The 24,419-nt window shown below is 45.6% G+C and carries 21 protein-coding genes; 14 read left to right on the top strand and 7 right to left on the bottom strand.

Going from position 1 to position 24,419, the window contains the following annotated elements; all coding sequences use genetic code 11:
* Window positions 1–7: 7 nt before the first annotated feature.
* The 8 genes from OCU90_RS16360 (at window position 8) to fis (ending at window position 7,972) form a co-directional block, all read left to right on the top strand.
* A complete protein-coding gene (locus OCU90_RS16360; RefSeq protein WP_004729733.1) occupies window positions 8–640 on the top strand; it encodes a 3'-5' exonuclease in 633 nt (210 codons plus the stop codon).
* 218 nt (window positions 641–858) lie between these two features.
* Window positions 859–2,808 (top strand): acetate--CoA ligase, encoded by a 1,950-nt coding sequence (gene acs / locus OCU90_RS16365; protein WP_017108601.1) that lies wholly within the window; start codon window positions 859–861, stop codon window positions 2,806–2,808.
* Window positions 2,809–3,130: 322 nt separating this feature from the next.
* Entirely contained in the window at window positions 3,131–3,580 is a 450-nt protein-coding gene (gene aroQ, locus OCU90_RS16370; RefSeq protein ID WP_004729735.1) for a type II 3-dehydroquinate dehydratase, read from the top strand.
* 74 nt (window positions 3,581–3,654) lie between these two features.
* On the top strand, window positions 3,655–4,107 hold the full coding sequence (gene accB / locus OCU90_RS16375) for an acetyl-CoA carboxylase biotin carboxyl carrier protein (protein ID WP_004729736.1): 453 nt from the start codon (window positions 3,655–3,657) through the stop codon (window positions 4,105–4,107).
* Window positions 4,108–4,122: 15 nt separating this feature from the next.
* Window positions 4,123–5,466: an acetyl-CoA carboxylase biotin carboxylase subunit gene (accC, locus tag OCU90_RS16380; RefSeq protein WP_004729738.1), complete on the top strand. Its 1,344-nt coding sequence runs from the start codon at window positions 4,123–4,125 to the stop codon at window positions 5,464–5,466.
* Between the two features lie 188 nt (window positions 5,467–5,654).
* The gene (prmA, locus tag OCU90_RS16385; protein ID WP_017083825.1) at window positions 5,655–6,542 is read left to right on the top strand and encodes a 50S ribosomal protein L11 methyltransferase; all 888 of its coding nucleotides are present in this window, start codon (window positions 5,655–5,657) and stop codon (window positions 6,540–6,542) included.
* A 141-nt stretch (window positions 6,543–6,683) separates the two neighbouring features.
* Window positions 6,684–7,652: a tRNA dihydrouridine synthase DusB gene (gene dusB / locus OCU90_RS16390; protein ID WP_004729742.1), complete on the top strand. Its 969-nt coding sequence runs from the start codon at window positions 6,684–6,686 to the stop codon at window positions 7,650–7,652.
* A gap of 23 nt (window positions 7,653–7,675) precedes the next feature.
* The gene (gene fis / locus OCU90_RS16395) at window positions 7,676–7,972 is read left to right on the top strand and encodes a DNA-binding transcriptional regulator Fis (protein WP_004729744.1); all 297 of its coding nucleotides are present in this window, start codon (window positions 7,676–7,678) and stop codon (window positions 7,970–7,972) included.
* A 90-nt stretch (window positions 7,973–8,062) separates the two neighbouring features.
* On the opposite strand, the gene zntR is transcribed toward fis, so the two are convergent.
* Window positions 8,063–8,503, bottom strand: a complete 441-nt coding sequence (zntR, locus tag OCU90_RS16400; RefSeq protein ID WP_029222059.1) for a Zn(2+)-responsive transcriptional regulator — start codon at window positions 8,501–8,503, stop codon at window positions 8,063–8,065.
* Window positions 8,504–8,828: 325 nt separating this feature from the next.
* Between zntR and purH the strand changes: the two genes are divergently transcribed.
* Together purH and purD are read left to right on the top strand one after the other, a co-directional pair.
* Complete coding sequence (gene purH / locus OCU90_RS16405; RefSeq protein ID WP_061023613.1) at window positions 8,829–10,439, top strand: bifunctional phosphoribosylaminoimidazolecarboxamide formyltransferase/IMP cyclohydrolase; 1,611 nt, start codon at window positions 8,829–8,831, stop codon at window positions 10,437–10,439.
* A gap of 282 nt (window positions 10,440–10,721) precedes the next feature.
* The gene (gene purD, locus OCU90_RS16410; protein WP_061023615.1) at window positions 10,722–12,011 is read left to right on the top strand and encodes a phosphoribosylamine--glycine ligase; all 1,290 of its coding nucleotides are present in this window, start codon (window positions 10,722–10,724) and stop codon (window positions 12,009–12,011) included.
* Window positions 12,012–12,193: 182 nt separating this feature from the next.
* On the opposite strand, the gene OCU90_RS16415 is transcribed toward purD, so the two are convergent.
* The gene (locus tag OCU90_RS16415) at window positions 12,194–12,892 is read right to left on the bottom strand and encodes a DUF1481 domain-containing protein (protein ID WP_061023617.1); all 699 of its coding nucleotides are present in this window, start codon (window positions 12,890–12,892) and stop codon (window positions 12,194–12,196) included.
* A gap of 47 nt (window positions 12,893–12,939) precedes the next feature.
* Entirely contained in the window at window positions 12,940–13,212 is a 273-nt protein-coding gene (hupA, locus tag OCU90_RS16420) for a nucleoid-associated protein HU-alpha (protein WP_004729753.1), read from the bottom strand.
* Window positions 13,213–13,482: 270 nt separating this feature from the next.
* Here hupA and OCU90_RS16425 point away from each other — a divergent pair, with 270 nt between their 5' ends.
* A complete protein-coding gene (locus OCU90_RS16425) occupies window positions 13,483–14,634 on the top strand; it encodes a CNNM domain-containing protein (protein ID WP_004729755.1) in 1,152 nt (383 codons plus the stop codon).
* An 80-nt stretch (window positions 14,635–14,714) separates the two neighbouring features.
* Here the strand turns inward: OCU90_RS16425 and OCU90_RS16430 are convergent, their stop codons facing one another.
* A complete protein-coding gene (locus OCU90_RS16430) occupies window positions 14,715–15,302 on the bottom strand; it encodes a YjaG family protein (RefSeq protein WP_004729756.1) in 588 nt (195 codons plus the stop codon).
* A 71-nt stretch (window positions 15,303–15,373) separates the two neighbouring features.
* Here OCU90_RS16430 and OCU90_RS16435 point away from each other — a divergent pair, with 71 nt between their 5' ends.
* Both OCU90_RS16435 and OCU90_RS16440 read left to right on the top strand, forming a co-directional pair.
* Window positions 15,374–16,300, top strand: a complete 927-nt coding sequence (locus tag OCU90_RS16435) for a D-2-hydroxyacid dehydrogenase (RefSeq protein ID WP_061023619.1) — start codon at window positions 15,374–15,376, stop codon at window positions 16,298–16,300.
* The gene (locus tag OCU90_RS16440; RefSeq protein WP_061023620.1) at window positions 16,300–16,893 is read left to right on the top strand and encodes a uracil-DNA glycosylase family protein; all 594 of its coding nucleotides are present in this window, start codon (window positions 16,300–16,302) and stop codon (window positions 16,891–16,893) included. The genes OCU90_RS16435 and OCU90_RS16440 overlap by 1 nt, the downstream gene beginning before the upstream one ends.
* 108 nt (window positions 16,894–17,001) lie before the next feature.
* Here OCU90_RS16440 and hemE read toward each other — a convergent pair whose 3' ends face one another.
* Window positions 17,002–18,069, bottom strand: coding sequence for a uroporphyrinogen decarboxylase (gene hemE, locus OCU90_RS16445; RefSeq protein WP_061023622.1), 1,068 nt, complete (start codon window positions 18,067–18,069; stop codon window positions 17,002–17,004).
* A 299-nt stretch (window positions 18,070–18,368) separates the two neighbouring features.
* Window positions 18,369–19,178: an NAD(+) diphosphatase gene (gene nudC / locus OCU90_RS16450; RefSeq protein WP_061023624.1), complete on the bottom strand. Its 810-nt coding sequence runs from the start codon at window positions 19,176–19,178 to the stop codon at window positions 18,369–18,371.
* 164 nt (window positions 19,179–19,342) lie between these two features.
* Here nudC and OCU90_RS16455 point away from each other — a divergent pair, with 164 nt between their 5' ends.
* Complete coding sequence (locus OCU90_RS16455) at window positions 19,343–19,840, top strand: Rsd/AlgQ family anti-sigma factor (protein WP_017083833.1); 498 nt, start codon at window positions 19,343–19,345, stop codon at window positions 19,838–19,840.
* A 359-nt stretch (window positions 19,841–20,199) separates the two neighbouring features.
* Here the strand turns inward: OCU90_RS16455 and rpoC are convergent, their stop codons facing one another.
* Complete coding sequence (gene rpoC / locus OCU90_RS16460; protein WP_004729767.1) at window positions 20,200–24,402, bottom strand: DNA-directed RNA polymerase subunit beta'; 4,203 nt, start codon at window positions 24,400–24,402, stop codon at window positions 20,200–20,202.
* Window positions 24,403–24,419: the final 17 nt, after the last annotated feature.

Consider the following 24,419-nt stretch of genomic DNA (forward strand, 5'->3'; position numbering starts at 1 on the left):
CTGAACGATGAATAGATTGGTTCGTTATTACTGGCATCACAAGCTCAAAGGCTCTCCTTATCAGCCTCTGTTTGCTACGCCTACGCATAATGAATATGTATCGCTCGATTGTGAAACCACCAGCCTCGACCCTAATCAGGCGGAATTAGTCACTATTGCCGCGACAAAGATCATCGGTAACCGAATCATTACCAGCCAACCTTTTGAAGTTCGACTCAGAGCACCTCAATCACTCGATTGCAATTCCATCAAAATCCACCGCATTCGCCATCAAGATCTAAAGCACGGTATAGAAGAGAAACAAGCCCTAATTGAGCTACTGAACTTCATCGGAAATCGTCCTTTAGTCGGCTATCACATCCGCTATGATAAAAAGATTCTCGACCGTGCCTGTTTAAAACAGCTTGGATTTCCACTGCCTAACCGATTAGTCGAAGTGAGCCAGCTCTACCAAGATAAACTCGAAAGGCAGCTGCCGAATGCCTATTTTGACCTCAGTATCGATGCCATCTGTCGTCAGCTCGATTTACCTATCCCGGTCAATAAACATGATGCATTACAAGACGCTATCTCCGCGGCGCTGATTTTTGTTCGCCTAAAGCACGGCGACTTACCACGCTTCAACTCTTCGTATACCTAATTCAACTACTGCCTTTCCACATAGAGAGCAATCTCTCAAAAATGAACTTAACTCGCTATTTTTTAAGTGAAAAGCGGCGTCTCATCCTAAAGTCTAATTGTGGAAATCGCCGTCCTAGCCGAGAGTGATAGCACAACGACGGTTCTGTAATAGACCTAGAAACTGAACACAAAGGAAGTTGCCAGTTCATTAGGAATGTAGGCACAAGGAGAGATGCAATGAGTGAAGCCCACGTTTATCCGGTAAAAGAAAATATTAAATCAACCACACACGCGGATAATGACACTTACCTAGCCATGTACCAGCAATCTGTTTCTGATCCTGAAGGCTTTTGGGGTGAACACGGAAAAATCGTTGATTGGATTAAGCCTTTCACACAGGTAAAAAACACCTCTTTCGACCCTGGCCACATTGATATTCGCTGGTTTGAAGATGGCACGCTTAACGTTTCGGCTAACTGTATCGACCGCCACCTTGCTGAGCGTGGTGATGAAGTCGCTATCATCTGGGAAGGCGATGACCCTGCGGATGATAAAACCCTAACCTTTAACGAACTACACAAAGAAGTGTGCCTGTTTTCTAATGCTCTGAAAGAGCAAGGCGTACGTAAAGGCGATGTGGTTTGTTTATACATGCCAATGGTTCCAGAAGCTGCGGTTGCGATGCTGGCATGTACCCGTATCGGCGCGGTTCACACTGTGGTATTTGGCGGTTTCTCTCCAGAAGCACTGTCTGGTCGTATTATCGATTCAAATTCTAAAGTCGTTATCACTGCCGATGAAGGCGTGCGTGGCGGCCGTGCTGTTCCACTGAAGAAGAATGTCGATGAAGCACTGACTAACCCTGAAGTGAAGAACATCGAGAAGGTTGTGGTATTCAAACGTACTGGCGGTGATGTTGCATGGCACGAACACCGTGATGTGTGGTGGCATGATGCTATCGCAAACGTATCGGCAGATTGCCCACCAGAAGAGATGAATGCAGAAGATCCACTATTCATTCTTTATACATCAGGCTCAACAGGCAAACCTAAGGGTGTTATGCACACCACAGGTGGTTACCTTGTTTATGCAGCCATGACCTTCAAATACGTATTCGATTACCAAGAAGGCGAAACTTTCTGGTGTACTGCGGATGTGGGCTGGATTACCGGTCACACTTACCTTGTTTACGGACCGCTTGCCAATGGTGCGAAAACCATTCTGTTTGAAGGCGTGCCGAATTACCCGAACACAAGCCGCATGAGTGAAGTAGTCGATAAGCATCAAGTTAATATTCTTTATACTGCGCCAACCGCGATTCGCGCCCTAATGGCGAAAGGTAATGAAGCGGTTGAAGGGACTTCTCGTGACAGCCTAAGAGTCATGGGCTCGGTAGGTGAACCTATCAACCCAGAAGCGTGGGAGTGGTACTACAAAACAATTGGTAACGAGCAGTCTCCAATTGTCGATACATGGTGGCAAACAGAAACGGGCGGCATCTTAATCGCTCCACTACCGGGCGCAACAGACCTAAAACCGGGTTCAGCGACTCGTCCATTCTTCGGTGTGCAACCAGCGCTTGTCGACAACATGGGCAACATCATTGAAGGCGCGACTGACGGCAACCTTGTGATTCTTGACTCTTGGCCAGGCCAGATGCGTACCGTTCATGGTGATCATGACCGTTTTGAGCAGACTTACTTCTCTACCTTTAAAGGTATGTACTTTACCAGTGATGGTGCTCGTCGTGATGAAGACGGTTACTACTGGATTACTGGTCGTGTCGATGACGTGCTTAACGTATCAGGTCACCGTATGGGTACCGCTGAAATTGAATCTGCGCTAGTGGCGTTCGATAAGATTGCAGAAGCAGCGATTGTCGGTATTCCTCACGATATTAAAGGCCAAGCAATTTACGCTTACATCACGCTTAATGATGGTGAGTTCCCAACCGCAGAGCTTCATAAAGAAGTCAAAGACTGGGTACGTAAAGAGATTGGCCCAATCGCAACACCAGACGTACTGCATTGGACAGATTCTTTGCCAAAAACTCGTTCAGGTAAAATCATGCGTCGTATCCTGCGTAAAATTGCCACTGGCGATACTGGCAACCTAGGCGATACGTCGACACTGGCAGACCCAAGCGTGGTCGATAAACTGATTGCAGAGAAAGCAGAACTGGCATAAGCAACCCGTCACATTAGCTTATCACTGTTTAAAACAGCCATTAATAAACCGTCACCTATGTGGCGGTTTTTTTATGGCTGATCTTGATCTCAAATATCTTCGATAAAATTAAGGCAATCGCGGTTTTTTGTTAAGTTGATAACAATTCCATGCCGTACTTATAGGAGATTAGACCAGTAAATTGCTGCGATTTGCGCTGAATTAGCTATAATCTGGTTCTAATTTTTAAATTTGGGTTTTTCTTACTGGAAATTAACCCCAAATTTTCAATAAAATGGCAACATTCACATTCGTAAACACGATAAAGGAAGATAGCCCCACAATGTCTACAAAGTTTCGCATTCTAGTTTTAAATGGCCCAAACCTTAACCTGTTAGGCCTTAGAGAGCCTGCACACTACGGTTCTCAAACACTTGACCAGATTATTAGCTCTTTGACCGAGCAAGCGAAAACACAAGATGTTGAGCTGTCTCACTTACAGTCAAATCGTGAGTATGAACTGATTGAAGCTATCCATAGTGCTTATCAAAATGTTGATTTTATTATTATCAACCCAGCGGCCTTTACACATACCAGTGTGGCGTTGCGTGATGCACTACTTGGTGTTGCTATCCCATTTATTGAGGTTCATCTATCGAATGTTCACGCACGTGAACCATTCCGTCACCACTCTTACCTATCTGATAAAGCAGAAGGTGTGATTTGTGGCTTAGGTGCCCAAGGTTATCAATTTGCTTTGACGGCTGCGCTCAACAAGCTCAACGCAAAGTAAATAAAAACAACGAACTATTACTAACCTACTCAGTCAAAGAGTAAGTTCAATCAACAGATAAAGAGAAAGAAACAATGGATATTCGCAAAATCAAAAAGCTAATCGAATTGGTTGAAGAGTCTGGCATTTCTGAGCTAGAGATCTCTGAAGGTGAAGAGTCAGTACGAATCAGTCGTAACAGCCCTGTATCTGCAGCGCCTATTCAATATGCAGCGGCTCCAGCTCCTGTAGCGGCAGCAGCACCTGCGGCGGCACCTGTAGCAGCAGAAGCAGCAGCTCCTGCAGTTCCAGCTGGTCACCAAGTTCTTTCTCCAATGGTTGGTACTTTCTACGGCGCTCCAAGCCCAGATGCAAAACCATTCGTTAAAGTTGGTCAATCTGTAACTGCTGGCGAAACTCTATGTATCGTTGAAGCAATGAAAATGATGAACCAAATCGAAGCTGATAAGTCTGGTGTTGTAACAGCAATCCTAGTTGAAGACGGTCAACCAGTAGAATTCGACCAAGCTCTAGTAATTATCGAATAATAGAGAGCACTTATTATGTTAGATAAATTAGTAATCGCGAACCGTGGTGAAATTGCACTGCGTATTCTGCGAGCATGTAAAGAGCTTGGCATCAAAACGGTAGCGGTTCACTCAACAGCTGACCGCGATCTTAAGCACGTACTGCTTGCTGACGAAACCATTTGTATCGGTCCAGCTCGTGGTATCGATAGCTACCTAAACATCCCTCGTATCATCAGCGCAGCTGAAGTTACAGGTGCAGTAGCTGTTCACCCTGGCTACGGCTTCCTATCTGAAAATGCAGATTTTGCAGAACAGGTAGAGCGCAGTGGTTTTATCTTCGTTGGCCCTAAAGCTGAAACCATTCGCATGATGGGTGACAAAGTGTCAGCTATCACGTCAATGAAGAAAGCTGGCGTACCTTGTGTACCGGGTTCTGACGGCCCTCTTGATGATGATGAAGTGAAAAACAAAGCGCACGCTAAGCGCATTGGTTTCCCTGTAATCATCAAGGCATCTGGCGGCGGCGGCGGTCGTGGTATGCGTGTTGTTCGTACTGAAAAAGAACTAACAGAAGCTATCGCAATGACTCGTGCTGAAGCAAAAGCATGTTTCAATAACGACATGGTTTACATGGAAAAATTCCTAGAAAATCCACGTCACATTGAAGTACAAGTGCTTGCAGATGGTCAAGGCAATGCTATCCACCTAGGTGAGCGTGACTGTTCAATGCAGCGTCGTCACCAGAAAGTTGTGGAAGAAGCGCCAGCACCAGGTATCACTGAAGAGATGCGTAAGTACATCGGTGACCGTTGTACTCGTGCATGTCTTGAGATTGGTTACCGCGGCGCAGGTACATTTGAATTCCTATACGAGAACGGTGAGTTCTACTTCATCGAAATGAACACTCGTATCCAGGTTGAGCACACGATCACTGAAATGGTAACGGGTATCGACTTAGTGAAAGAGCAACTTCGCATTGCTGCTGGTCAGCCTCTATCATTCACACAGGATGATATTAAGCTGCGCGGCCACTCAATCGAATGTCGTATCAACGCGGAAGATCCAGTTCGTTTCTTACCATCTCCAGGTAAGATCACGCGCTTCCATGCTCCAGGTGGTATGGGTGTTCGTTGGGAATCTCACATCTATACTGGCTACACAGTACCACCACACTACGATTCAATGATCGGCAAGCTGATCACTTACGGTGAGAACCGTGACGTAGCGATTGCACGTATGAAGAACGCACTAGCAGAAATGATTGTTGAAGGTATCAACGTCAATACTGAGCTGCAATTAGCGATTATGAACGACGAAAACTTCCAACACGGTGGGGCAAACATCCACTACCTTGAGAAGAAGCTTGGTCTGCAATAGAAGCTAGTCTTCCGTAATACGTTCTCTGTAGAACAGTAATAAATGCTCACTTCGGTGGGCATTTTTGTTTTTAAACACTCGCAAAAATCAATCAATAATCCCTCTTATAATCCGCGGTGTTTTGATGAATTTGCTCATATTTTCTGCTAGACTCCCCATCCAATTTTTCTCATATAGAAGATGCAGCCATGCCTTGGATTCAAATCAAGCTTAATGCGACCAATGAAAATGCCGAACAAATCGGCGACATGTTAATGGAAGAGACTGGTGCTCTTTCCGTAACTTTCCTGGATGCACAAGATACTCCTGTATTTGAGCCTCTGCCGGGTGAAACTCGCCTTTGGGGTGATACTGACATTCTCGCGCTTTACGACGCTGAGACTGATACTGGTGTCGTTCTAGCGCAGATTAAAGCAAGCAACATGTTCCCTGCAGACTTTGCTCATAAAGTAGAGCAAATTGAAGACAAGGATTGGGAACGTGAATGGATGGACAACTTCCACCCAATGAAGTTTGGTGAGCGTTTATGGATCTGCCCTAGCTGGCGCGATATCCCTGAACCTGACGCTGTAAACGTAATGCTGGATCCCGGTCTTGCATTTGGTACAGGTACTCACCCGACAACGGCATTGTGTCTTGAGTGGCTTGAAGGCTTAGACCTTACAGGCAAAACCGTGATCGATTTCGGTTGTGGTTCAGGCATCCTAGCGATCGCTGCGATCAAACTTGGCGCGGCAAAAGTTATCGGGATCGACATTGATCCTCAAGCCCTGCTTGCATCAAAAGACAACGCACAACGCAATGGCGTGGCAGAGCAACTAGAAGTCTTCTTACCACAAGATCAACCGGAAGGTTTACTTGCTGACGTTGTTGTTGCCAACATCCTTGCAGGCCCATTACGCGACCTTTCTGGCATCATTAAAGGCCTAGTTAAGCCAAATGGTGTACTTGCGATGTCGGGTGTTTTAGATACACAAGCGGAAGATGTTGCGACTTATTATCGTGATGAGCTTCACATTGATCCGATCATTGAACAACAAGAATGGTGTCGAATCTCAGGTCAGAAGCAAGGCTAGGTAAGACTTTGAGCGCTAATTGATTGAAATTTAAACAAATTACAAAAACAAATTGTAAATGCTCAAATATTAGTCTTTTCACGCAGCGAAAAAATGCGTAAAATGCGCGCCCTTGCTGGTACAGAACTGTGATGACATTTTTTGAAAATCGGAAATTATCAACTTAAGAACAATCTAATCGTCGCTCCTATGGCTGGCGTAACGGATAGACCATTCCGTGAGTTGTGTCTTCGTTACGGTGCGGGGATGGCAGTCAGTGAAATGATGTCCTCCAATCCTAAAGTTTGGAAAACGTCAAAGTCTCAGCAGCGTATGGTACATGAAGGCGAATCGGGCATTCGTTCAGTACAAATCGCTGGTGCAGATCCACAGCTTATGGCCGAGGCTGCTCAATTTAATGTCGATAACGGTGCGCAAATCATCGATATCAACATGGGGTGTCCAGCCAAAAAAGTGAATAAGAAGCTTGCGGGCTCAGCCCTACTGCAGCATCCAGAACTCATTGAAGATATTCTGAAAGCGGTGGTAAATGCTGTCGACGTTCCAGTAACGTTGAAAACGCGCACAGGCTGGGACACAGACAACAGAAACTGTGTTCAAATCGCGAAAATAGCCGAAGACTGCGGCATACAAGCTCTTGCCCTTCATGGGAGAACTCGCGCTTGTATGTACAAAGGTGAGGCAGAATACAAACACATTAAAGCAGCGAAACAAGCAGTATCTATTCCGGTTATCGCTAACGGTGATATCGATAGCCCGGAAAAAGCGAAGTTTGTGCTGGAGTACACCGGTGCTGATGCTTTAATGATAGGTCGACCTGCCCAAGGACGTCCTTGGATTTTTAACGAAATCCTACACTATTTGGAAAACGGCACCACGATGGACCCGCTCCCTATTTCGGAAGTGAAAGACATCATGCTTGGTCATGTGAACGCTCTACATGAGTTTTATGGCGAGTTTTTAGGCCCCCGAATTGCTCGTAAGCATGTGGGTTGGTACCTAAAAGAACATGAACAAGCGAGTGAGTTTCGCCGTACCTTCAACGCATTCGAAGCAGGTGATCTGCAGCTTGAAGCGCTAGAAGGTTTTTTTGATAACGTTGCACCATAATTACGAGAAGAGCTAGACCGAATATGTTCGAACAAAATCTGACTTCAGAAGCATTGACAGTAACTACAGTTACATCACAAGACCAAATCACGCAGAAACCACTACGTGACTCAGTTAAAGCATCATTGAAAAATTACCTTGCTCAATTAAACGGTCAAGAAGTCAGCGAGTTATACGAATTAGTATTAGCTGAAGTTGAACAGCCACTACTAGACACTATCATGCAGTACACTCGCGGTAACCAAACTCGCGCAGCAACCATGATGGGTATTAACCGCGGTACTCTTCGCAAGAAACTTAAAAAATACGGCATGAACTAATCGTTCTTTCGTAATTTATTGAATGGAAAGCCAAGCTCATTTTTTGAGTTTGGCTTTTTTTTGGCTTGTCGATCCGTGACAGGCGGCTAATTACTCTCCAGTGCGACAGCAGCGCTCTTTATCAACGTTTGCTGAATCCAAGGCTGCCAGAATAGAACAATGGCTTGCATCGTCGTCTACGTGGCCACAACACGCATCATTGATCTTTTTAAGTGCAGTGCGAATCTTGGTTAACTCGGTAATCTTCTCATCGATCATCTCTAGTTTTGCTGAGGTAATTGATTTCACTTCAGCGCAACTGTGCTGTGTGGCTTCGAGACGAATCTCAAGCAATTCTTTAATCTCGTCCAGACTCAGTCCCAACGCTTTAGATTTGAGAATAAACGTTACCTGTTTCTGGTTATTTTCATCATATAGGCGATAACCCGACTCACTGCGACTGGCTGGCGCGATCAGGTTATTCTTCTCATAAAATCGTAAGGTATCGGCTGTCACACCGCATCGTTTCGCTAATTCACCGATCTGAAACATGTTTTTTCCTACTGTTCCGTCCATTCCACAATTAACCTTATCGTTACTTTTCAGGCTGAAATGGCACTTTTCATAATTAATTTTGAGATGCCAAACGATTGCGCGAGCTTTTTTGTAATAAATTAGTTAGAATCTGCGCCATCAAATTTGGAGTTGGTTATCTTATAGCTTAATCATAAGACTAACCCAAAAGGTCTTTACCAAAACTGGCCAATATTTTATCTCTTACTGGTATCTAAGATAATCCACGCTAAGAAGATAGAAACAAGTTCTTTTTTGGCAAATATCTTTATTTTAACCCCATGAATTTGAGGAAGATGGAAGCATGAATAACGCTCGTCCAATTCGCCGCGCTCTCATCAGCGTATCAGACAAAACTGGTATCGTTGAATTTGCACAAGCTCTTGCTAACCGTGGTGTAGATATCCTATCTACCGGTGGCACTGCTCGCCTGCTTGCTGAAAAAGGCATCTCTGTTACAGAAGTATCTGACTACACTGGTTTCCCAGAAATGATGGATGGCCGTGTTAAGACTCTGCACCCAAAAGTTCATGGTGGTGTTCTAGGCCGTCGTGGCCAAGATGATGACGTGATGGAAACTCACGGTATCAACCCTATCGATATGGTTGTTGTAAACCTATACCCATTCGCAGAAACCGTTGCTAAAGAAGGTTGTACCCTTGCTGACGCTGTTGAGAACATCGACATCGGTGGCCCTACAATGGTTCGCTCTGCGGCTAAAAACCACAAAGACGTAACGATCGTTGTAAACGCACACGACTACGAGCGTGTTGTGGCTGAAATGGACGCGAACGAGAAATCTCTAACCCTAGAGACTCGCTTCGACCTAGCTATCGCAGCATTCGAACACACGGCTTCTTACGACGGTATGATCGCAAACTACTTCGGCACTATGGTTCCATCATACGGTGCCTCTCTACTTGATGAAGAAGGAAAGAAGGCTGACGAAGAGTCTAAATTCCCTCGCACGTTCAACCAACAGTTCGAGAAGAAGCAAGACATGCGCTACGGTGAGAACAGCCACCAAGCAGCAGCATTCTACGTTGAAGCGAACCCTGAAGAAGCATCTGTATCTACTGCTCGCCAAATTCAAGGTAAAGCCCTTTCTTACAACAACATCGCTGACACTGACGCAGCACTTGAGTGTGTGAAAGAGTTCAACCAGCCAGCATGTGTGATCGTTAAGCACGCTAACCCATGTGGTGTAGCACTAGGTGAAGACATCCTAGAAGCTTACGACCGTGCATTCAAAACAGACCCAACGTCTGCATTTGGCGGCATCATCGCTTTCAACCGTGAGCTAGACGCTGCAACAGCAACGGCTATCACTGAGCGTCAATTCGTTGAAGTTATCATTGCACCATCAGTTTCTGCTGAAGCAGTAGCAATCGTAGCAGCTAAGAAAAACCTTCGCCTACTTGAGTGTGGCGAGTGGACAACGAAGACAACTGGTTTTGACGTGAAACGCGTTAACGGCGGCCTGCTAGTTCAAGACCGCGACCAAGGCATGGTTTCTGAAGACGATCTAAAAGTAGTTTCTAAGCGTCAACCAACGGCTGAAGAGCTAAAAGATGCTCTATTCTGCTGGAAAGTAGCGAAGTACGTTAAATCTAACGCTATCGTTTACTCGAAAGGTGACATGACGGTTGGTGTTGGCGCAGGCCAAATGAGCCGCGTTTACTCAGCGAAGATCGCAGGCATCAAAGCGGCAGACGAAGGTCTACAGGTTGAAGGTTGTGTGATGGCATCAGATGCATTCTTCCCATTCCGTGACGGTATCGACGCGGCAGCAGAAGCTGGCATCAAGTGTGTTATCCAACCGGGTGGCTCTATGCGTGATGACGAAGTTATCGCTGCAGCAGACGAACACGGCATGGCGATGATCTTTACGGGCATGCGTCACTTCCGCCACTAATTTCCTCTTCGTATTTGGCACTGTGGCATCGTTAGCTGCTTTCGCCCACCCCGGTCACATAGCGGACTATGCTCCCGGGGATGGGCTCAATTGCTGCCTAGCCACATCACCAACTACTTTGAGCAAAACTTATAATTTTGTTTTTTAAATATTCCGATATTTGAAATACGTAGAGCAAGTCAGTGACTTTAGTTCAAGGAAAACACGCGGAGCTTATGACCATAAGTGAGCATGTTTGACACAGAAATAAAGGCTCTGAAGCAGCTATAAGGATTTTAAAACATGAATGTATTGATTATCGGTGCTGGCGGTCGTGAGCATGCACTTGGTTGGAAAGCGGCACAAAACCCAAACGTTGAAACAGTATTCATTGCTCCAGGCAACGCAGGTACTGCACTTGAGCCGAAACTAGAGAACGTAAACATCGGCGTTGAAGACATCGCTGGTTTAGTCGCGTTTGCTCAAGATAAAAAAATCGAACTGACTATCGTGGGCCCTGAAGCACCATTGGTTATCGGTGTGGTTGATGCATTCCGCGAAGTTGGCCTACCAATCTTTGGCCCAACTCAAGCGGCAGCACAGCTTGAAGGCTCTAAAGCATTCACTAAAGACTTCCTAGCTCGTCATGATATCCCAACAGGTTACTACTCAAACTTCACTGAGATTGAGCCAGCTATCGCTTACGTTCGCGAGCAAGGTGCTCCAATCGTAGTGAAAGCTGACGGTCTTGCCGCGGGTAAAGGCGTTATCGTTGCGATGACCCTTGAAGAAGCAGAAGACGCAATCAAAGACATGCTAGCAGGCAACGCATTTGGCGAAGCAGGCAGCCGCGTGGTGATTGAAGAATTCCTTGAAGGCGAAGAAGCAAGCTTCATCGTAATGGTTGATGGTTCAAGCGTGCTTCCTATGGCCACCAGCCAAGATCACAAACGTGTGGGCGACAAAGACACTGGGCCGAACACGGGCGGCATGGGTGCTTACTCTCCTGCGCCGGTTGTAACTCCAGAAATCCACAACCGTATCCTTGAAGAAGTTATCTACCCAACGGTACGTGGCATGGACGCGGAAGGCGCACCTTACACAGGTTTCCTTTACGCTGGCCTAATGATCGATGCTGACGGCACACCTAAAGTTATCGAATACAACTGCCGCTTTGGCGACCCTGAAACGCAACCTATCATGATGCGTATGGAGTCAGACCTTGTTGAACTTTGCCTAATGGCTATCGACGAGAAGCTCGACGAAGCAGAATCGAAGTGGGATCCACGCGCTTCAATCGGTGTTGTTCTTGCGGCTGGCGGTTACCCTGCTGACTACACAAAAGGTGACGTTATTTCACTACCAACAAGCGAAGTTGAAGGCCAAAAGGTTTTCCACGCGGGTACGACAAATAATAAAGCTGGCGACGTTGTGACAAACGGCGGTCGTGTACTTTGTGCAACAGCACTGGGCAATACAGTTTCTGAGGCTCAAGAGCGCGCTTACGCGTTGACGAAGCAAGTTAGCTGGAATGGTATGTTCCACCGCAATGACATTGGTTACCGTGCGATTGCGCGCGAACAAGAGCAGTAAACAATCTTGTTGCTCGCTTACTTTCCAATAACAGTAAGCAAATGACAGCAAGTGAATAACAGAAAAAGGCGCCTCAATAGGCGCCTTTTTATTATCTCATCTATACAAGAAACTGTATTTTTACAGGCAAATAAGCACTTAGCCTACAGTAGGCCAAATACTCTTAATTCTTTAATTGCTTTCTATTCTTTCAGCAACGATGGCCTTACGACACAATCATGACTGTCTTCAGCCAGCATCAGTAACTCTTCTACGCTCATCTTACCGAGTAAGTCACTGCCAAGAAACGCCGCATAGCTTTCCACAGACGCCAATCGGTCAATCACGAAGCCTGGTAAGGTCTGGTTAAATTCAATGCGATCAAACTCACCACCAGCGCACGTTTTAAAAGAGCTGCCATTCCAGTAACCCTGAATCAGCCTAAGCCCTTCATCATGCTGCTTTGTTGTGGTCTCTATAACCGACGTCGCTTCTTTCTGATAGTTTTCAAGCTGCTTGGCTTGGATAGGTAAGATTTTGCTGTCAATACGATACTGCTGATACACAGCCTCGCCTGACTTGTTGAAACGCACATGAACACGATAAGGCACCAACTTATTCGATGAATTACGCTGTTCGCCTTCACGAACGAATTCACGAAGTATACCTTCCGACCAAGCATAGTCAGTTTGGTACCAGCCGTAATCGCCGACAGTGACATAGTCAGCTGAAGAATGAGGTTGTGTTAGTTTATTAGTAACCCAGTAAAAACTTGTCGCGTCGCCCATGACTTGGCCGCCGGTGTGAGTTTCAAATTGCTCTAGGTTTTTGCTGGGGCTGGTCGATGAACAGCCAATGAGGAATGTAGATAATAGTGAAACGAGAAGAAATGCTTTTTTCATAAAAACCTGTACCGAGGTGAAATACGACTACCTCGGTACAGTTTAGATTATTTCACTGAATCTTTCAGCGCTTTACCTGCAACAAATGCTGGAACATTTGCAGCAGCGATTTGGATCTCATCACCAGTTTTTGGGTTACGACCAGTGCGAGCTGCACGGTGGTTTACTTTAAAAGTACCAAAACCAATTAGCTGAACTTGATCGCCATCTTTAAGAGCATCTGTAACACCACCAAGAGTCGCTTCTAGAGCAGCTTTAGCTTGTGCTTTAGAAAGGTCCGCTTTTTCAGCAATAAAGTCGATTAATTGAGTCTTGTTCATTTTAGGTTTCCCTTCTTTGTATTTTTGAATTCAATTTACTCTAAAACATAAATGCCCCATCTGGCAAAGGTTTGTCGTCGATCTTTAGCTCTAATGCCGTAGTTTTAGCCATAATATGAGTAATAACTCACAATTTGTTACTGATTTTATTGAGCAAGCCCTTGTTTAAAAGGGGCTGAGAGGCAAATTAATGATGACCTAGCCACTACTTTATCTCTATAATCCACGCTGAATCGCTGCTAAAGCGTACAATTTAATTTAAGGGCAAACATGCTGCTGCTAACTATTTACGTCTCCATTGCTATTGGAGTTTCTTTCATTTGTTCTGTTTTAGAAGCTGTACTTTTGAGTATTAGTCCGAGCTACATCGCTCAACTAAAACAAAATGGGCACCCTGCAGCAGAGTCTTTAGACAAACTGAAAACAGACATTGACCGCCCGCTCGCGTCAATTTTAACGCTCAACACCATCGCGCACACAATCGGTGCTGCGACGGCAGGTGCACAAGCGGCTGTGGTTTTTGGTAGCCAATGGTTAGGTGTATTCTCTGCCGTACTGACTTTGGGTATTTTGGTTTTGTCTGAGATTGTTCCAAAAACCATTGGTGCAACCTACTGGCGTCAACTGGCTCCAGCATCATCAAACGTACTTCGCTGGATGGTTTTCTTTCTAACACCGTTTGTCTGGTTCTCAGAACAGATCACCAAACGTCTTGCTCGTGGCCACCAAGCACCAAAAATGCGTGATGAGCTGTCTGCAATGGCTATTTTGGCAAAAGAGAGTGGTGAGTTTGCTGAAGGCGAATCAAAAATTCTGAGCAACCTATTAGGCATTCAAGATGTGCCCGTGACGCAGGTAATGACACCGCGCCCTGTTGTATTCCGCGTCGATGCCGAAATGAGCGTGAATACGTTCCTAGAGCAGCACAAAGACACACCATTCTCGCGCCCATTAGTTTACAGCGAGCAAACTGACAACATCATTGGTTTTGTACACCGTCTGGAGCTGTTTAGATTGCAACAAGCGGGTTGTGGCGAGAAAGCTCTGGGTGAAGTAATGCGCCCTATCCACGTGTTGCTGAACAACATGGGCTTGGCTAAAGCCTTTGACCAAATGATGGCAAACCGCCTGCAGCTTTCCTTAGTAGTTGACGAGTACGGTACGATTCAAGGCATCATCACCCTAGAAGATATCTTTGAGCACCTAGTGGGCGAAGAGATTGTCGACGAGGCAGATAAGACGACTGACATGCAAGAACTGGCATTTCAGCGTTGGGAACAGTGGAAAGAAACACACGGTGTTATCGAAAACCGCGATGAAGAGGACGAGCTAGAGGAAAAAACTCTAACAGACAACGACACCTCAGACTCAAAGTCAGTGGATGAAGACAAGGTTCAAAAAGAAGACAAAAAAGACGCTTAATCTCAATTTGATACCGCCAGATACAACAAAGGCTCCCTAGGGAGCCTTTGTTTTTATTCGTACTTTGATGCGATAGCGAATTATAACGCTACACCAATGTTACTTACTGGGTCTTCACGCAGTTCGTGGCGTAGATCTTTGATCAGCTCTAGGTCACGCTCAGTCGTTTCACGTAGAGGTCGGAAGATCGCCCACTGAACGTCCCACTCTTCACACACCGCTTCGTTTTCTTTCTGGTTTTCGTTTGTCACTTCTTCTGCGCCTTGAGCAAACTCAAGCTCAGCAACCGTCTTCACCGATTGTTGACTCACTTTAATGACAGTTTCAAGCAGATGCTCACGGTCAAGTAAGCCATGGATTAACGTTGCTAAGCCTTGGCACGCGTCCATCGCAGGGTAAACACCGTAGAAATCAAAATCATCTCCACTTGGGAATAGCTCTTCGACTTTCTCAAGCTGACGCTCAAAATTCACCTTTGCCGTTTTAACGGTTAAGATTTCCCAAATGCTATCCAAAACATCACGATAGATTCGAGCTTCCGCAAATTCTGTATTCTCACAAAACATGGCATAGTTAGGGTACATACGCTCACATAGACACGCCATAAAGGTAATTTGTTGCCAAGGTTCTAACTTTTCTAGACGAACCTGCAGTGGATTCTGAAGCATAGTCACTCAATAATTGCAGAAAAAGACAGCGAAAGTGTACTTGATAAACCTAGGATGGAAAAGGTAGGCCGATGAACAATTTTACGAATAAGCTCTATATTCTTACTGAGCATGACGATACTTATACGCAACTGATTCTAAACCAAGGGTTACCTGACCTCGAAATCACTCAAAACCCCGAATTAGCTGAGATCGTGCTGGCTTCTCCTCCTTTAATCGCGGAGCGACTTAATGAGTTTAAACATCTAGACTGGGTGCAAAGTACCTACGCAGGAATCAATAAACTCACTCAGCCGGATCTTCGTCAAGATTATACGCTGACCAACGTCAAAGGCATCTTCGGCCCTGCGATTGCTGAATACGTGTTAGGTTACACGATCAGCCACAGTAGACACTTCCCTCACTACCACCAGCAACAAGCACAACGAAGCTGGCAGCCACAGCTATATACTAGCCTAACTGACAAAACCATGGTGATTTTAGGAACAGGTTCAATCGGAAGTCATTTAGCGAAAACCGCAGCGGCCTTTGGTATTCATACCATTGGAGTCAACCGTACCGGAATCCCATCAAAGCAAGAGACCTTTAAAGACACTTTCCACATCAATGAGATAGAGGCTGCCCTTAAGCAAGCGGATATTGTGGTCAACACCTTGCCATCAACAGCTGAAACCTATCAATTACTCAATCAAACGACCTTAAGTTACTGCTCGAATGTACTGCTGTTTAATGTTGGCAGAGGAGAGAGCTTAGATAAAAAAGCCTTGCTGCTTGCGATTAAGAATAAGTGGGTTGAGCATGCTTTCTTGGATGTGTTTGAAAGTGAGCCCCTCTCGCAGGAGCACCCTTTCTGGACACTGCCGCAAGTGACCATCACCCCGCACATTGCAGCGCTAAGTGAACCAAGGCAGGTGGTAGAGATCTTCGCCGAGAATTACCAACAATGGCGAGATGGCTTTAAACTGAACCATGTCATCGATTTTGATAAAGGCTACTGATGTCCTCATCGTTACTCAAAGAGATTCGACAATGCCGAGCTTGTGAGCCTCACCTATCACACGGTGCTAACCCGGTGATTCAAGCGCACCCAAACGCGCGCTTGCTTATTATTGGGCAGGCACCCGGCATCAAGGTTCATGAGTCATCGATCCCTTGGAACGACGCCAGTGGCGAACGATTAAGAGAATGGTTAGGGATAGATAGCGATACGTTTTATGACGAACAAAAAGTCGCGATTGTTCCTATGGGGTTTTGTTATCCGGGAAAGGGAAAGAGTGGCGATCTCCCACCACGTAAAAAGTGTGCGGAGCTTTGGCATAACAAAGTGCTGCAATCGCTACCAAACATTCAAATGACACTGCTGATTGGCCAATACGCGCAAAACTATTACCTAACACATAAAACCACCAGCACACTAACCGAAACCGTGCGTAATTGGCAAAGATGGGCGCCTGAGTTTTTGCCGCTACCTCACCCTTCGCCACGCAATAATATCTGGCTCAAGAAGAACCCTTGGTTTGAAAGTGACGTTATTCCTTACATCCAAAAGCACATCTCGGAGCATTTGGCCTACCATGATCCAAATACCTAATTAGCTGCACATCCACGATGATGAAGCCGATGTTGGATGCGGATAAAAAGGTAATAAAAAAGCGCTGCCGATTTCTCGACAGCGCTTTTTCTAAAAACACATACTTAATTACTTATGGTATGGCTTAGATAGGTCATGAACTGCGTCCACAAATACACCAGCATTCTCTGGTGGCACATCTAGGTGAATACCATGGCCAAGGTTAAATACGTGACCAGTACCGCCGTCACCAAAACCTTCAAGGATAGTGCCGACTTCTTCACGAATACGCTCAGGTTGTGCGTAAAGCACTGATGGGTCCATGTTGCCTTGTAGAGCCACTTTATCGCCAATACGCGCTTTTGCATCCGCAATATTGATTGCCCAGTCTAGGCCCACCGCATCACAGCCAGTCGCTGCGATAGATTCTAGCCACATGCCACCGTTCTTAGTGAACAGAGTAACCGGTACACGGCGACCTTCGTTTTCACGGATTAGGCCATCTACAATTTTGTGCATGTACTGTAGTGAGAACAGGTTGTAGTCACGCGGAGTAAGTACACCACCCCATGTGTCGAATACCATTACCGATTGTGCACCCGCTTTAATTTGCGCGTTCAGGTATTCAATAACGGTGTCAGCCAGCTTATCTAGAAGTAAATGCAGTGTTTGTGGCTCTGCGTACATCATCTTCTTGATCTTAGTAAACGCCTTCGAGCTGCTGCCTTCAACCATATAAGTTGCCAGTGTCCAAGGGCTACCAGAGAAACCAATCAATGGCACTTCGCCTTTCAGATCTTTACGGATCTGACGAACAGCATTCATTACGTATTGAAGCTCGCCTTCTGGATCAGGTAGGCCAATCTTCTCTACGTCAGCTTTACATGTGATAGGACGTTCAAACTTAGGACCTTCACCAGTTTCAAAGTACAAGCCTAAGCCCATTGCATCAGGGATAGTTAGGATGTCAGAGAACAAGATTGCCGCATCAAGCGGGAAACGACGTAAAGGTTGAAGTGTTACTTCTGATGCCAGTTCAGCGTTTTTGCACAAAGACATGAAATCGCCCGCTTCAGCGCGCGTTGCTTTGTACTCTGGAAGATAGCGGCCAGCTTGGCGCATCATCCATACTGGTGTGTAATCAACAGGCTGTTTTAAAAGTGCGCGTAAATAGCGATCGTTTTTTAATTCGGTCATTCCGTTAAATTCCAATTCAATCTTGTCTAGTTTTGATGGCAAGTATTCTAACACTGATTGAAGGGTAAAAGCTGTGTGCTTTGCAACCTAGATCAAGTTATTAACTTTTAAATCAATGCTTAGTTTGCACCCAATTACGGGAGCATGTTAAAAATTTGTTCGCTAGCGAAAATTACAATTATAACATCTGAGTAGTCACTACTCAGCATCTCATAACGACATCTTACTTACCCCCTCCACTTGTGGAGGGTTTTTTTTAGCTTTTGACCACCTATAGGCCAAATACTATCATAGGTAAATTAGTACTCTATCGTCTGCTCCGTCACACCATCATTCATCACGTCACCCACAGTTTTATCAATCAATTGTCTCGCAATCGTTCCAACAGGAGCAACATCAGGCAGGCTTGTTACATCAAACCATTGGGCATCCGACAGTTCACTGTAATCTGGTTTAAGCGTTCCACCAGCATAGTCAGCCAGAAAGGCCACCATCATACTCGACGGAAACGCCCATGGCTGGCTGCCAAAGTAACGAATATTACTGACATCGATGCCTGTCTCTTCTTTGACTTCTCTTGCCACGCACTGCTCTAAGGTCTCTCCAACCTCTAGGAAGCCCGCTATCACGGTATACATACCTGTTTTATGTCTTGGATGCTGTGCAAGCAATATCTTGTTGTCGTTTCGTACAGCGACAATGATGCACGGGAAGATGCGAGGATAATGAAGTGTTCGACAGTCTCCGCATTGCATCGCCACCTGATTATGGTTGAGGTGATTACGACCGCCACACTGAGGACAAAAACGCATACTTTGCGTCATGTGCCCATACTGGATGGCTTTGCTTGCTGTCAGAAAACTCGATTCAGGCCAGTGCAATAACTCACGTAGGTTCATCATGGTCAGCTCACTCTCAACATCACAGTCGTTGAGCCAATACACCTTACGACCTTGATGCTGACCAATACAGATTGCATGCTCGACGCTCAGCCCTAGCTCTTCAGCTGAGCCATAAGGAAACTGATCATTATTAACCCAAATATCACTACCTGAAACGACGCACCAATAAGCTTGCTCTGTCATTTTGTTATCACTTTTTTTTAACATCCCTATGCCTCATTGCTTGCAGTTCGTTCATTTTACTGGCAATCTAATTTCATACTAGAGTTGTAGCAGAGAATAATTCAAACTATTACTTTTAGTAGATACCAATAAATGGACCTTACTTAGGCAATTACTTGATCACAAGGTTGTGATCAGATCATGAGGACATGGTCATGCTAAATAAATTCAAACAAATACAAGAACAATGGGGTGGCTCTAATGAGGTCATCGATCATTGGCTCGAAACTCGACAGTCTCTAATCGTTGAGTATTGTAAGCTTGCCGCTCTACAGCCTTCATCGTCGAAAGCAACTGCAATCACCGAACTGCCTTCTCCAGAAGAACTCCAAAAATTCAGCCAACATCTTGTTGATTACATCTCCGAAGGTCATTTCAAAATCTATGACATGGTGATGGACAAATGGCAGTCTACTGGCTTCAAAGCAACAGACGAAATCAACCAGTCTTATGGTCATATCGTCCTTACCACGGACCCTCTGCTCAACTTCACCGACAAGTATGCCGCCATTGAAGCTAGTGATACATTAGAAAGCTTTGATAGTGAACTGTCACTCGTAGGTGAGATTCTTGAGGCTAGGTTTGCGGTTGAAGACCAGCTGATCCAACAAATTGCCGACAGCCTAGCGGTTCCACCAGGAGCTTAATGGCTTAACATCTTCTAAGCTTGCCTCTGTGCAAGCTTTTTGTTTTGTCTGTAGCGTTACCTAACACACCCAATTCTTCTACCAGAGCCTATTGGTTCGTCCCTACCCTGATGTTTTGCGATAACCCGACGTAACACTTCTCACTGGTTTCATCCTCAGCGCCTCCCTCTGCCTCCCTATTAACGCGCAAGCTGCCTTCGAGAAAGTACTATCGACTAAGTCCACCAGCCAAGCAATCTGTAAACAAGCATACCTATCAACTTCTAATCTATAAACCTCTCATTAAACACCTATACGCCAGATACAAAAAAGGCACCCGAAGGTGCCTTTTCTTATCTCTTAGAGACTACTCGTAGAGCTTACTCTTCTGAAGAGAAACCAGCGTTTAGAAGTGCTGCTAGATTGTCAGTAGCTTGTTCAGCTGAAGGACCTTCTTGCTCTTCTTCACGTTGCTTTTGACGCTCTTGGTGGTATGCGAAACCAGTACCAGCTGGGATCAGACGACCAACAATTACGTTCTCTTTCAGACCGCGAAGGTCATCACGCTTACCAGAAACCGCAGCTTCTGTTAGTACGCGAGTCGTTTCTTGGAACGATGCAGCTGAGATGAATGACTCAGTTGCAAGAGATGCTTTAGTAATACCTAGTAGATCACGTTCGAAACGTACTAGTTCTTTACCTTCAGCTTCTAGTTTACGGTTAGCAATCTTAACATTGTGGTACTCAACTTGTTCGCCAGGTAGGAACGGAGAGTCACCAGAATGAGTGATTGTACACTTACGTAGCATTTGACGAACGATAGTCTCAATGTGCTTATCGTTAATCTTTACGCCTTGTAAGCGGTAAACTTCTTGAACTTCGTTCGCGATGTACTGAGTTACTGCGTGGATACCACGTAGACGCAGGATATCGTGTGGAGTTTCAGGACCGTCGGCGATTACATCACCACGTTCAATCTTCTCACCTTCGAACACGTTCAATTGACGATGCTTAGGAATCATCTCTTCGTAAGCGTCACCGCCTTCACGAGTGATTACTAGACGACGCTTACCTTTCGTTTCTTTACCGAAAGACACAGTACCTGTGTGCTCAGCAAGGATCGCAGGCTCTTTAGGCTTACGAGCTTCGAATAGGTCAGCTACGCGTGGTAGACCACCGGTGATATCTTTGTTTCCGCTCGATTTTTGAGGGATACGAGATAGTGTGTCACCAATGCCAACTTCAGCGCCATCTTCGATGTTTACAATCGCTTTGCCAGGTAGGAAGTAGTGAGCTGGCATATCAGTACCAGGGATCATTACGTCGTTACCTTGCTCATCAACAAGTTTGATAGCTGGACGCATATCTTTACCTGCTGCTGGGCGAGCTGCTGCGTCTGTAACTTCACTTGAAGAAAGACCCGTTAGATCGTCAGTGTTACGAGAAACTGTAATACCATCGATCATATCTACGAATTGGATACGACCTGCCACTTCAGTGATGATTGGCATGGTATGCGCTTCCCAGTTAGCTACAACTTCACCAGCAGTAACTGCTGCGTTGTCGCCTTTGGTTAGCATCGAACCGTAAGGAAGTTTGTGCTTCTCTTTAGTACGGCCGAACTCATCAATAATCGTCATCTCAGATGCACGAGAAGTGATAACCAGTTTCTTATCTTTGTTAGTTACGAACTTAGCATTGTGAAGCTTCACAGTACCAGTTGTCTTAGCTTGGATGCTGTTCTCTGCTGCTGCAGTAGATGCCGCACCACCGATGTGGAACGTACGCATCGTTAGCTGTGTACCTGGTTCACCGATAGATTGTGCAGCGATAACACCAACTGCTTCACCTTGGTTCACTAGGTGACCACGTGCTAGGTCACGACCGTAACACTGTGCACAACAACCGAAGTCTGCATCACAGGTAACAACAGAGCGCACTTTCATGCTATCTACTGAGTTGTCTTCCATGATTTGACACCACTTCTCATCAATCAGAGTATTACGTGGAATCAGTACATCTTCAGTACCAGGCTTAAGAACATCTTCAGCAACAACACGACCAAGAGCAAGCTCAGAAAGTGCAACTTTAACGTCACCACCTTCGATGTGAGGCATCATGTCGATACCTTCATGCGTGCCACAGTCATGTTCGTGTACTACAACGTCTTGAGCAACGTCTACTAGACGACGAGTTAGGTAACCCGAGTTTGCTGTTTTCAGTGCTGTATCCGCAAGACCCTTACGAGCACCGTGCGTTGAGATAAAGTACTGAAGGACGTTTAGACCTTCTTTAAAGTTCGCAGTGATCGGCGTTTCGATGATTGAACCATCTGGACGCGCCATCAGACCACGCATACCTGCTAGCTGACGAATCTGAGCTGCAGAACCACGTGCGCCCGAGTCGGCCATCATGTAGATGCTGTTGAACGATTCTTGCTGTTCTTCTTCGCCGTCACGGTTAATAACTGTTTCAGAAGATAGGTTATCCATCATTGCTTTCGCAACGCGGTCATTCGTAGATGCCCAGATATCGATAACTTTGTTGTAACGCTCACCCGCAGTAACAAGACCAGATTGGAATTGCTCTTGGATTTCACGAACTTCTTCTTCAGCAGATTCAATCTCGTCGTATTTCGCTTGAGGAACAACCATATCGTTGATACCTACAGAAACACCAGAAAGAGCCGCGTATGCGAAACCTGCGTACATGATTTGGTCAGCAAATACTACTGTATCTTTTAGACCAAGCTTACGGTAACACTCGTTAAGAAGAGTAGAGATCTGCTTCTTACCTAACTTTTGGTTAACGATGCTGTACGGAAGGCCTTTAGGAACGATCTGCCATAGCATTGCACGACCTACAGTCGTATCTACTAGGCCAGTATTCGTTGTGCTATTGCCGTCTTCGTCTACTACTGTTTCAGTGATACGTACTTTAACGCGAGCATGTAGCTCAGCAGTCTTAGTACGGTATGCCTTTTCAGCCTCAGCAGGGCCAGCAAGGTACATACCTTCACCTTTCACGTTGATCTTGTCACGTGTCATGTAGTAAAGACCCAATACAACGTCCTGAGAAGGTACGATGATCGGATCACCTGATGCTGGCGACAGAATGTTATTCGTCGACATCATTAGGGTACGAGCTTCAAGCTGTGCTTCTAGAGTTAGAGGCACGTGTACAGCCATTTGGTCACCATCGAAGTCGGCGTTGTATGCCGCACACACTAGTGGGTGAAGCTGAATCGCTTTACCTTCGATTAGTACTGGTTCAAACGCTTGGATACCTAGACGGTGAAGTGTAGGAGCACGGTTAAGCAGTACTGGGTGTTCACGGATAACTTCGTCTAGGATATCCCAAACGATCGCTTCTTCGCGCTCTACCATTTTCTTAGCAGCTTTGATTGTCGTAGCCATGCCACGAGTCTCTAGCTTGCTGTAGATGAACGGCTTAAATAGCTCAAGTGCCATCTTCTTAGGAAGACCACACTGATGTAGACGAAGGTATGGACCTACTGTGATTACAGAACGGCCAGAGTAGTCTACACGTTTACCTAGAAGGTTCTGACGGAAACGACCTTGTTTACCCTTGATCATATCAGCAAGAGATTTCAGAGGACGCTTGTTAGAACCCGTGATCGCACGACCGCGACGACCGTTATCTAGAAGGGCATCAACAGACTCTTGCAACATACGCTTTTCGTTACGTACGATGATGTCTGGAGCCGCTAGCTCTAGAAGACGCTTCAAACGGTTGTTACGGTTGATCACACGACGGTAAAGGTCGTTCAGATCTGAAGTCGCAAAACGACCGCCATCTAGAGGTACTAGAGGACGAAGATCTGGCGGTAGCACTGGAAGTACAGTTAGGATCATCCACTCAGGCTTGTTGCCTGAAGAGATGAACGCTTCAACTAGCTTCAAACGCTTAGTAACTTTCTTACGCTTAGTTTCAGAGTTAGTTGTTTCCAACTCTTCGCGCATTTCTTCCACTTCTTGATGAAGGTCCATTGTTGAAAGCAGATCTTTGATCGCTTCAGCACCCATCTTAGCAGTGAATTCGTCACCCCACTCTTCTAGACGATCCAGATACTCTTCTTCAGTAAGCATCTGAGATTTTTCTAGATCAGTCATACCCGGTTCAGTTACTACGTACATTTCGAAGTAAAGAACACGTTCGATATCACGCAGAGGGATATCCATTAGTAGACCGATACGAGACGGCAGTGATTTTAGGAACCAGATGTGAGCAACTGGTGAAGCAAGCTCGATGTGGCCCATACGGTCACGACGAACTTTAGTTTGTGTAACTTCAACGCCACACTTCTCACAGATAACACCACGGTGCTTCAGGCGCTTGTATTTGCCACAAAGACATTCGTAGTCTTTAACTGGACCAAAAATACGTGCACAGAACAGACCATCACGTTCAGGTTTGAACGTACGATAGTTAATTGTTTCTGGCTTTTTAACTTCACCAAAAGACCACGAACGGATCGTGTCTGGTGAAGATAGACCGATTTTGATTGCATCAAATTCTTCGGTCTTATGCTGTGCTTTTAGAAAGTTTAATAAGTCTTTCACGTTCAGCTCCTGTAAGG

Source organism: Vibrio splendidus (assembly GCF_024347615.1).
In the GTDB taxonomy this organism is placed as follows: Bacteria; Pseudomonadota; Gammaproteobacteria; order Enterobacterales; family Vibrionaceae; genus Vibrio; species Vibrio splendidus.